Raw genomic sequence first — 8,831 nt, 5'->3', positions numbered from 1 at the left:
ATCCCTCTGATGAGTGAATGAATGGTGCGGTTTTCCCCGCATTCGTTGCCTCATTCCTGTGATGAGTGAATGAATGGTGCGGTTTTCCCCGCATTCGTTGCCTCATTCCCCTGAAGAGTGGACGAATGGAGTGTTTTTATCCGCGTTCGTTGCCTCATCCCTCTGATGAGTGGACGAACGGAGTCTTTTTCTCCGCATTCGTTGCTTCATCCCTCTGATGAGTGGACGAATGGAGTCTTTTTCTCCACGTTCGTTGCTTCATCCCTCTGATGAGTGGACGAATGGAGTCTTTTTCTCCGCGTTCGTTGTCTCATCCCCTGATGAGTGAATGAATGGTGCGGTTTCCCCGCATTCGTTGCTTCATCCCCCTGGTGAGTGAATGAAGTATTTCTCTTTACTTATAGCAACACGCATCTTTAGTTCATACTTTCCAGCTGCTGCAGCATTTGCTCGTGGTTCATCGCCCCAAGCGAGACAAATTGTATTCTGCCGTTGGAATCGATCATATATGACGTTGGGTATGCTGAAATCTGATAAGTTTCCATGAGATTTCCCTCCTGATCCATCGGTATCGGAAATGTTAATCCAAAATCAGCCACAAATTCAGCAACCTCTTCCTCACTGCTTTCCGAGTTTGTCATATTGACTGCCAGGATGACAACATCTTCTTCCTCATAAAGTTTTTGCATATCAGGCATTTCCGCGCGGCACGGAGGGCACCAGGTTGCCCAGAAGTTAAGCATGATGCGTTCTCCCCGATAATCGGATAGTTTCGCCTGTTCACCATCCAAAGTAGTTACTTCAAAATCAGGAGCCATTTTTCCTTTCTCTAATCCAGTCTCGTCTGATTCCACGACATCTTCTTCCGATTCTTCCGTAGAAGGAGAAGTAATACTATTGCCTGACATAGCATCCTCTTCCACTGCTGTATCATCCGATGAGCTTACAAAGTCGAATATAGCCCAGCCAAGCATTCCGATTACAATTACAATAAGTATTCCTTTTTTCATTGTACATTCCTCCGTTGTTTTAACCTAGTCGTGACATCCATGTATCCTGTACCAAATCAAGCAAAAATGCTGAAATACGCGGCATCAGACCAAAAAATAAAACGAGACCCATTACGACCATGAGCACACCGCCAACCTTCATGATTACGCCACTGTGCCGTACAATCCATTTCGTCGACCCGAGGAAAAATGTTAAAATAATGAAAGGCAATGCAAAGCCAATCACATAAAATATGGTGTAAAATACACCTTGGCCGGGGTTTGTAGCTGCAAGCAGCAGAATAGAACCAAAAATTGGCCCTATACAAGGTGTCCAGCCTGCAGCAAATCCTAAACCGACAAAGAAAGTGCCCAGAAATCCAGCAGGCTTTTTGGAGTAATGTAAACGCCTTTCCTTCATCAGCGCTGGTATCGAAATCCAACCTGCAACAAACAGTCCCATAAATATAATAAAAATCCCTGCAATTCTTTGGATTAACAGTCCCGTATCACCGATCAGCAAATTTTGAGCCCATTGCCCCAAAAAAGAAGCACTGGCACCCAGGCTAACGAATACCAGGGACACCCCCAGCAAAAAGAAAAATGAATGACTCAGCAGCTGACGCCGGATTTTCCTATCTTGATCCCCTTGCAATTCTTTCACACTAATCCCGGTAATGTAGGACATGTAGGCAGGGAAAATTGGCAATACACAGGGAGACAAAAAGGATAATGCCCCTGCACCAACTGCCAAAAACATTCCGACCAATAACATTGTTTCTGCTTCTATCGCACCCATTATTAATCCCTCTTCCTTTTACTAAATATTATTATTAACAAACAGCCTATGAAAAATAAACCGATGAACCATGGTGCTACAATATAGCCAAATACAGTTACAAACGGCTGTATCATGCTTAGCACCAGTACTCCTGCAACCCAACCAGCCAATATCGTTATAAGCAGAACGAATAATGATATACGCCCGCGCATCACAAAAAACAGGATCAGCAGCATGGCCAATACAACCATATATCCAAAAGAGTATGTATGATCCCCCAGAATCATTTGAATAAATTCATAAAAGAAGGATGCCACCAGGAATACATGCAAAAACGTCTCTGCAAACACCGGTATGTTGAAACTTTTACGTAACGTTTTATAAATAACAGAGATGGCCGTAAACAGAACTGCCAGGTAAAATGCTCCGGAGTCCCCTGGGTAAGCCAGCACAGCAAGCGGATCTTGAATGAATAAAGAAATATTCAGCAGAATTTTTCCAACCCAGATAAAAATGATGAAATTAATTAGCAGTGAAGTCAATTCTTCCATAAGTTTTTTCTTTTGTTTTTTTGGCAAATCACTCAATACATAGAAGGAAATCAAACCAATTGCCAAACTTGCAATAATGATGCCGATGGATTCAATTCTGCTTGCAATTATCATGACAATATACTCCTCTATTCACACTTTCAATACTATCCTAAATGTTTAATATGAAAATTTAATGAAAATAATTTTTTTATGATTATCATTCAAGAAAGGTATTCTTTCTGATTGTCCTGGTCACCAATGCGTAGCTCTAGAACAGGTTAAATATAAATCTTTTTATATACAGGAGGGTCTGCGAAGTTTTTTAATTCAGGTGGAAACTGCAATCCCCAGATAGAAGACCTTCTCTAAGATCTCAAACATCCTGAGGTACACTGTAAATTATTCCTTGTCCAGCAGCCTGTCTCCAAACACAATTGCAGAAAATTGGCCGCCATTCAATCACGCTTCAAAGCTATCAGCGGCCGAACAAAGATATTTTACCAAAATTTTCAAATGATGAGTGAGCAGTTGCTTATTGTGGATGCGGTTCAGCTAAATGACTCAAACATTGAATTATGGGCAGAAACTCATATTCTTGCTGCAGGAATGCAACAATTGTTAACAGGGAATAATTGTGGTATAAATACGCATTTAGATTAGACAAGAATTGGCTGGTGGAAATTCCATATTGGATTTCACAAATCCAGCCAACTGATTTTATTAAAAGAATTTTACGCTGCCGTCATTTTTTCATAACAGCCTGAATCACATGACCTGTTCCAACATGTCTTTTTCCCTCATTGCGAACCGCTTCTCCGTAATAAAAGTGAATAAATTTGTAACTTTGAAACCAATTCAGGATATCTGCCGGATCATATAGCATATCAACAGATTTTGGACCGCCTGTTTGATATTCGAGTTGAGCTTCTGAGTAAATTTCAAAGATGATATATCCACCGGTTTTCACTGAATTAACCATATTTTCCATAAAAAATTTCTGGTCGTTCTTCGGGACGTGACCATATACCATTATCGCTGCATTAAATTGATTTCCCTGAACCTTTTCTTTCGTTAAATCCATTGCAGCTGTTTTTACTTCAACATTATTTTGACCGGCCAAAGTTTTTGTTTTTTCAAGACCAACCGTTGATTGATCAAAAGCTGTTACATCATGTCCCAGCTTCGCTAAATAGACTGCGTTCCGGCCTTCTCCCTCCGCAAAACATCCAATCATCGAGTGGTCGGGAATGATATTACTTTTATTGTTTATAAAATGATTTTCCTTTTCACCGTACACAAAGTCTGTATCAGAAAAACTTTTATCCCAATGTTCCTTAGACATAATTTTTATTCTCCTTTTTTGTCTTTCAAAATAGCGTATCACACTAAATGAAGAAGGAAAAGAATCATAAAGGGACCAATCCCTTCGCTGAAAGAACAAAGGATGTAACCCATACTTAACCTTCTGTTAATTTAAATAAGGTAAGCCGGACTTGTTTGGCAGCCAGCATATCTGTCAAAACTCTTGCGGAAGTGGCTCCCAACGCTATAAACATCCTCAAACCTCTGCTTTTTAGCACGTATTGAAGGTTCTGCAGACGAAACAACCAAAGCTATACCGCTTATCAAATCAAAATTCCAGCCTAATCCAAAAATAATCCATATTTTATTTAAATCCCTGCTTAACTTACATTATTTTCAAAATGAGTTCTTTTTAATTAGCTCAGCGGTTTTCTTAAAAGAAATCCCACCAAATATTAATGGCTGTGGACAATATCAGCACAGCCAGAATTCCCTGAAGTATTTTTGTATCTGTTCGCTTTCCGGCACTCACACCTAATGGAGCAGCAATCAAACTGGCAACAATCATGACGATGGCCGGGATAAACAGTACTTGCCCGGTGAATATTTTGCCTGCAGTCGATCCTATGGATGAAATAAAGGTTATGGCCAGAGAAGATGCAATCGTCATACGTGTTGGTATTTTCAGGATCAGGAGCATGATCGGCACTAAAATAAACGCCCCTGCTGCCCCAACAATACCAGCGCCAATACCGGTCATAAATGCCAGGGAGGAAGCAATCCATTTATTGAAAGAGACCTGGTCGAGCGGAATATCGTCGATCTGCTTCTTCGGGACGAACATCATAACTGCTGCGATGGTGGCAAGCAAACCATAAACCAAATTAACTCCGTCACTTGTCATGAATCGAGACCCAAATCCGCCAATAAAGCTTCCGGCAAGGATGCTGATCCCCATATAAAAAATAAGAGACTTGTTAAGAAAGCGACCTTTCCTGTATGCCCAAACTCCCCCGATTGTTGCAAACAGCACTTGTACAGCACTTATACCAGCTACCTCGTGGGCTGTCAGAGTGGATAGGCCCAGCAAAGGCGGGATATATAAAAGCATCGGATACTTAACTATCGAACCGCCGATTCCCACCATTCCGGAAATAAATGACCCAACAAAAGCAATTAGAAACAGAACGATTATAAATGCAAGACTGTAGTCCAAAAACATTTCCCCTTTCTTCCCCGATAGTTTTGCATCTCTAAAAAGGGACATCTGTTATGAATTCAGACTTTGCCATTGATAAATATATGGAATACCTTAAAGGTAAGATCTAAAAGGCTTTGAACGAATCGAACGTTACTGGCTGTTGAATTCTTACCATTTTCTGGTTTTTTCATTTTTGAAGTGGAAGTCTTACAGCCAAAGCAAATAAAGTTTAATAACCTATAATGTCATTTTCTTTTAATGGATTCTGTAATTTTTATACTATCTTTCACTGATTGAATCATGCCACAATTTTTGATTGTCATTTCCAGTGCTTTTTCCAGCTTTTTTCCGGTGGCATTTTCAGACGTAACGGTAAACACCAATTGAAGTTCTTCAATACGATTGGCAATGTCAGGATTTCGCGAAACATCAGCTGTAACATGAATATCGCTAAATTCCAGCCTCATTTTTTCTAAAATCACTCGTAGTGTAAGACCGCTGCATCCCACTATGGAGGACACCAGCATTTCATAAGGCCGGTAACCGTGTTCCCCCTGTCCTGAAATCGGCAGGCTGCCAAACCCAGCTTCTGTTTGAAATCCGTGCTCGTTCATATTATATTGAAGCATTCCCCTATCCCCTTTCTTGGTCATAAGCAAATGATACCCAGAAATTGTGAAGATTCAATGAAAGTTGCCAGTTTATATTTCAATATAAAAAAGAATCTTTAACAAAGTTGATGCAAGAAAGTCACAATAGTGACCTCTTTTTGGCAGGGTAAGGTTTTTAGCATTCAAGCTATGATTATCCAAGTTTCCTATAATTAATTAAGTGCGATTTTCAAATCCTGAATAATTTTATCCATTTCCTCAGCTTCTGTCCCGGAGTATCGTTTGATTATTTCCCCTTCCGGATTTACAAGAAAAAAGCTTGTGCCGTGCATTACTTGATCATCTCCTTCCGGCGGTGCTTCCACAACTGATTTAAATGATTCTGTTGAAAATTCTTTGATCGTATCAAAGTCATAACCGGTTAAAAATGACCAGTTGCTAAGATCCGCCTGATAGGTTTCCGCATATTCTTTTAACACTTCCGGGCTGTCATATTCAGGATCCACACTGAATGAAACCAGATGAGCATCCAGATCTTCTTCCTTCATTTTATTTTGAAGATCTGCCATATTTGATGTCATGGGCAGACAGACAGTCGTACAATTGGTAAAAATAAAGTCAGCTATCCACCATTCTCCTTTTAAGTCATTAAGGGACAGTGTTTCGTTATCTTGTGTTGTAAATTCAAAATTTTGCACTTCCCCGGACATATTTTCCTCGATACTTTCTCCACATGCTGCCAGAGTAAACGTGGTAATAAATATCAGTATTAATAAACGTTTCATTTCTTAATCTCCTCGTATATTATATTTAGGCTCTTCATTCCAGCCTATAAATTCCTTAAAAACCTGTTTAGTATATGTCAATAACTTGGACGCTCTGAGATATTCCTAGATAATGATCTTAGGATCATTTGGGACAATTCTTACTCTCCTTGTGGATTAACCACATTAAAAAGACTGTTTCCCAGTGTACGTGCGGACCTTCATACACGCAGGCTATACACCCTGATGTTCGAACCTGGATGGTAGTAGCTCCAGGGCGGCTTTCGATGCAGGGATAGTACTTATACACGAGGCTGCTGATCAGCGTTCACACTAGGGATATCTCAGAGCGTCCAAGAAATAAGTTCCAATGATTCTAAATTGAAAGGAGCATTCCTGTAATGAAGAAATTTGAGGTTTGAACAAAAATGAGCCCTCTTGGTATAGTACAGGGTGTCAATGCATTGACCCCGAAATTAAATAAATACCAAGGAGGACTCGTAATGAATTATAATCAAAATCTTAAATTAGCGCAAATCACACCATCCACATTGATAGTAGGAATCGACATTGCCATGGATAAACATGTGGCACGTGCCCAGGATGACCGGGGTGTGGAATTGGGTAAGAAATTGGTCTTTGACAATCGCATACATGGATTTCAACAGCTTTTAGACTGGATTTCCAGATTGAAGGAGAAAAACAATAAAAGCGAAGTAATTGTTGGCGCAGAACCAACTGGACACTTTTGGCTTGGTTTGGCTTACTACCTAAAAGCCAAAGATATTCACTTTGTGGTGGTAAATCCAATGCACGTCAAAAAGTCCAAAGAACTGGATGATAACTCACCAACAAAAAATGATACCAAAGATGCCCGCGTTATTGCACAGCTTGTGAAAGATGGGCGATACTCCGTACCAAATCTTCTCGATGGCATTTATGCCGAATTACGGGAAGGGATCAAATTAAGAGATCAGCTCATCAAGCAGCTTATGATCATCGAAGGGCGCATTCAGAATCACATACAGCGGTATTTTCCAGAATTTGTTGATGTATTTAAGGACTGGTCCGGTAAGACAGCGCTATTCACATTGCGCGAGTTTCCATTCCCTTATGAGATTCGTCAAATGACTCCCGAAGAAGTGCTGGCAGCATGGAAAACTGCTACTAAGCGTAGCGTAGGCATCAAACGGGCAACAAAATTGATAGAGAAGGCAAATAAAAGCATTGGTATTGAAATTGGATTGCGATTCGCAAGAAGAGAATTACACAGCCTTTTAGACCAGTATGAGCTGTATCAAAATCAGTTAACAGAATTGGATGAGGAAATCACGGAACTGTTGAAAGATATACCAGGTGCTAAGGAAATGATGAAAATTAAGGGGCTTGGTGCCATAACCGTTGCCACGTTCTTTTCTAAAGTAGGGGATCTTACCAAATATGACCACCCACAACAACTGGTAAACATGGCGGGTTTAACGTTACGGGAACACAGCTCAGGAAGATTTAAAGGACAAACAAGAATCACCAAACGCGGCAGAAAAAAACTGCGAAAAGCCCTATATCTGGCTGTACGTCCCCTGGTGGCAAGTAATCCGACGTTTAAGGCACTGCACAGGTATTACACTACCCGTCCCCACAATCCGTTAAAGAAACAGCAATCACTCATTGCGTTATGCGGGAAATTAATACGTGTACTGTTCGCCATAGGCAAGAAACAATGTGAATTTGATGGAAGCAAGCTATTGAAAGGTTTACCTTAAATAGAATCGTTACAGGCTGCTTAAGCTTTATGAACAAAATGGATGGATAAATGCACTTGGAATTCTGGAATGAACAAACACCAACAATGCAGAGTCGGAGCTAATTTATTCCGTTCGGGCATATGACCCAGCAAAGGAGCTTATCCGACCTCCACCTTGTGGATACGCAGGACGAGGGAATGTGTGGATAATATCCCGTGATACATGGGAGGGTAAGCGACCATAAGAAGCGTGGAGATATAAGCATGGTCATAATATTCAAGCACCAAATGTTCACAATTTGGCTGTTAGGATGGATATACTCCGGTAAGAATATTCTGTATTCCGTGTTATCAAGGATTAGCTTTAACACATTCCAATATGGATGTTTATGAAATTCTAAGAAAACAAGAGCATTTTGAAGAAATTTTAATTAAATAGAGGGAGGAATTATCCCATGAAATTATTTGTCGGATTAGATGTGAGTTCGTTTGATATCAAGGTTTGTTTTTTAAATGGTGATGGTGATCAACTTAAATCCTTTACCACCGCCAATGATCTTCCAGGTGCAACACGACTGCGAGATGAAATACTCCATACGGTCAAAGATCAATTGGTTGACGTACTGCGAATTGGGCTTGAATCCACCAGTGTATACAGCTTTCATCCATCTATGTTTTTACACAATGACTCAGATTTACGTGCACTGGGAGCGAAGGTATTCGTCATGAATCCCAAACAGATCGCCAACTTCAAAAAGAGCTACAGCGATATGGACAAAACGGATGAAATTGACGCTTTTGTCATCGCCGACTACCTTCGGTTCGGTCGATTGCCCATGTCTGTTGTAAAAGAAAAACAGTACGTTGCACTGCAACAATTAACACGGGCAAGGTATCAGCTGGTGC

The 8,831-nt window shown here is 40.5% G+C and carries 10 protein-coding genes; 3 read left to right on the top strand and 7 right to left on the bottom strand.

Annotated features, from left to right (window positions below; genetic code table 11):
- Nucleotides 1–416: 416 nt before the first annotated feature.
- From GHD25_RS16890 to GHD25_RS16880, 3 genes are read right to left on the bottom strand one after another with little or no spacing between them, the layout of a single operon-like run.
- Nucleotides 417–1,010: a redoxin domain-containing protein gene (locus tag GHD25_RS16890; RefSeq protein ID WP_164219040.1), complete on the bottom strand. Its 594-nt coding sequence runs from the start codon at nt 1,008–1,010 to the stop codon at nt 417–419.
- A gap of 19 nt (nt 1,011–1,029) precedes the next feature.
- Complete coding sequence (locus GHD25_RS16885) at nt 1,030–1,788, bottom strand: cytochrome c biogenesis CcdA family protein (protein WP_164219038.1); 759 nt, start codon at nt 1,786–1,788, stop codon at nt 1,030–1,032.
- Nucleotides 1,789–1,790: 2 nt separating this feature from the next.
- Nucleotides 1,791–2,435: a hypothetical protein gene (locus GHD25_RS16880; RefSeq protein WP_164219036.1), complete on the bottom strand. Its 645-nt coding sequence runs from the start codon at nt 2,433–2,435 to the stop codon at nt 1,791–1,793.
- 312 nt (nt 2,436–2,747) lie between these two features.
- Between GHD25_RS16880 and GHD25_RS16875 the strand changes: the two genes are divergently transcribed.
- Nucleotides 2,748–2,963 (top strand): hypothetical protein, encoded by a 216-nt coding sequence (locus GHD25_RS16875; RefSeq protein WP_164219034.1) that lies wholly within the window; start codon nt 2,748–2,750, stop codon nt 2,961–2,963.
- 82 nt (nt 2,964–3,045) lie between these two features.
- Here GHD25_RS16875 and GHD25_RS16870 read toward each other — a convergent pair whose 3' ends face one another.
- From GHD25_RS16870 to GHD25_RS16850, 4 genes are all read right to left on the bottom strand, one after another.
- A complete protein-coding gene (locus GHD25_RS16870; RefSeq protein WP_164219033.1) occupies nt 3,046–3,645 on the bottom strand; it encodes a class I SAM-dependent methyltransferase in 600 nt (199 codons plus the stop codon).
- A 393-nt stretch (nt 3,646–4,038) separates the two neighbouring features.
- A complete protein-coding gene (locus GHD25_RS16860; protein ID WP_164219031.1) occupies nt 4,039–4,827 on the bottom strand; it encodes a sulfite exporter TauE/SafE family protein in 789 nt (262 codons plus the stop codon).
- Between the two features lie 224 nt (nt 4,828–5,051).
- Nucleotides 5,052–5,435 (bottom strand): OsmC family protein, encoded by a 384-nt coding sequence (locus GHD25_RS16855; protein WP_164219029.1) that lies wholly within the window; start codon nt 5,433–5,435, stop codon nt 5,052–5,054.
- Between the two features lie 194 nt (nt 5,436–5,629).
- On the bottom strand, nt 5,630–6,202 hold the full coding sequence (locus tag GHD25_RS16850) for an SCO family protein (protein ID WP_164219027.1): 573 nt from the start codon (nt 6,200–6,202) through the stop codon (nt 5,630–5,632).
- A gap of 482 nt (nt 6,203–6,684) precedes the next feature.
- Between GHD25_RS16850 and GHD25_RS16845 the strand changes: the two genes are divergently transcribed.
- On the top strand, nt 6,685–7,944 hold the full coding sequence (locus GHD25_RS16845; protein ID WP_164219025.1) for an IS110 family RNA-guided transposase: 1,260 nt from the start codon (nt 6,685–6,687) through the stop codon (nt 7,942–7,944).
- Between the two features lie 436 nt (nt 7,945–8,380).
- A partial coding sequence (locus GHD25_RS16840) for an IS110 family transposase (RefSeq protein WP_164219023.1) occupies nt 8,381–8,831 on the top strand: 451 nt, incomplete at its 3' end.

Source organism: Virgibacillus aidingensis, assembly GCF_010994035.1.
In the GTDB taxonomy this organism is placed as follows: domain Bacteria; phylum Bacillota; class Bacilli; order Bacillales; family Amphibacillaceae; genus Virgibacillus_N.
Note: the sequence above shows the minus strand (reverse complement) of the source record. Positions and strands in the feature narration are given on the sequence as shown.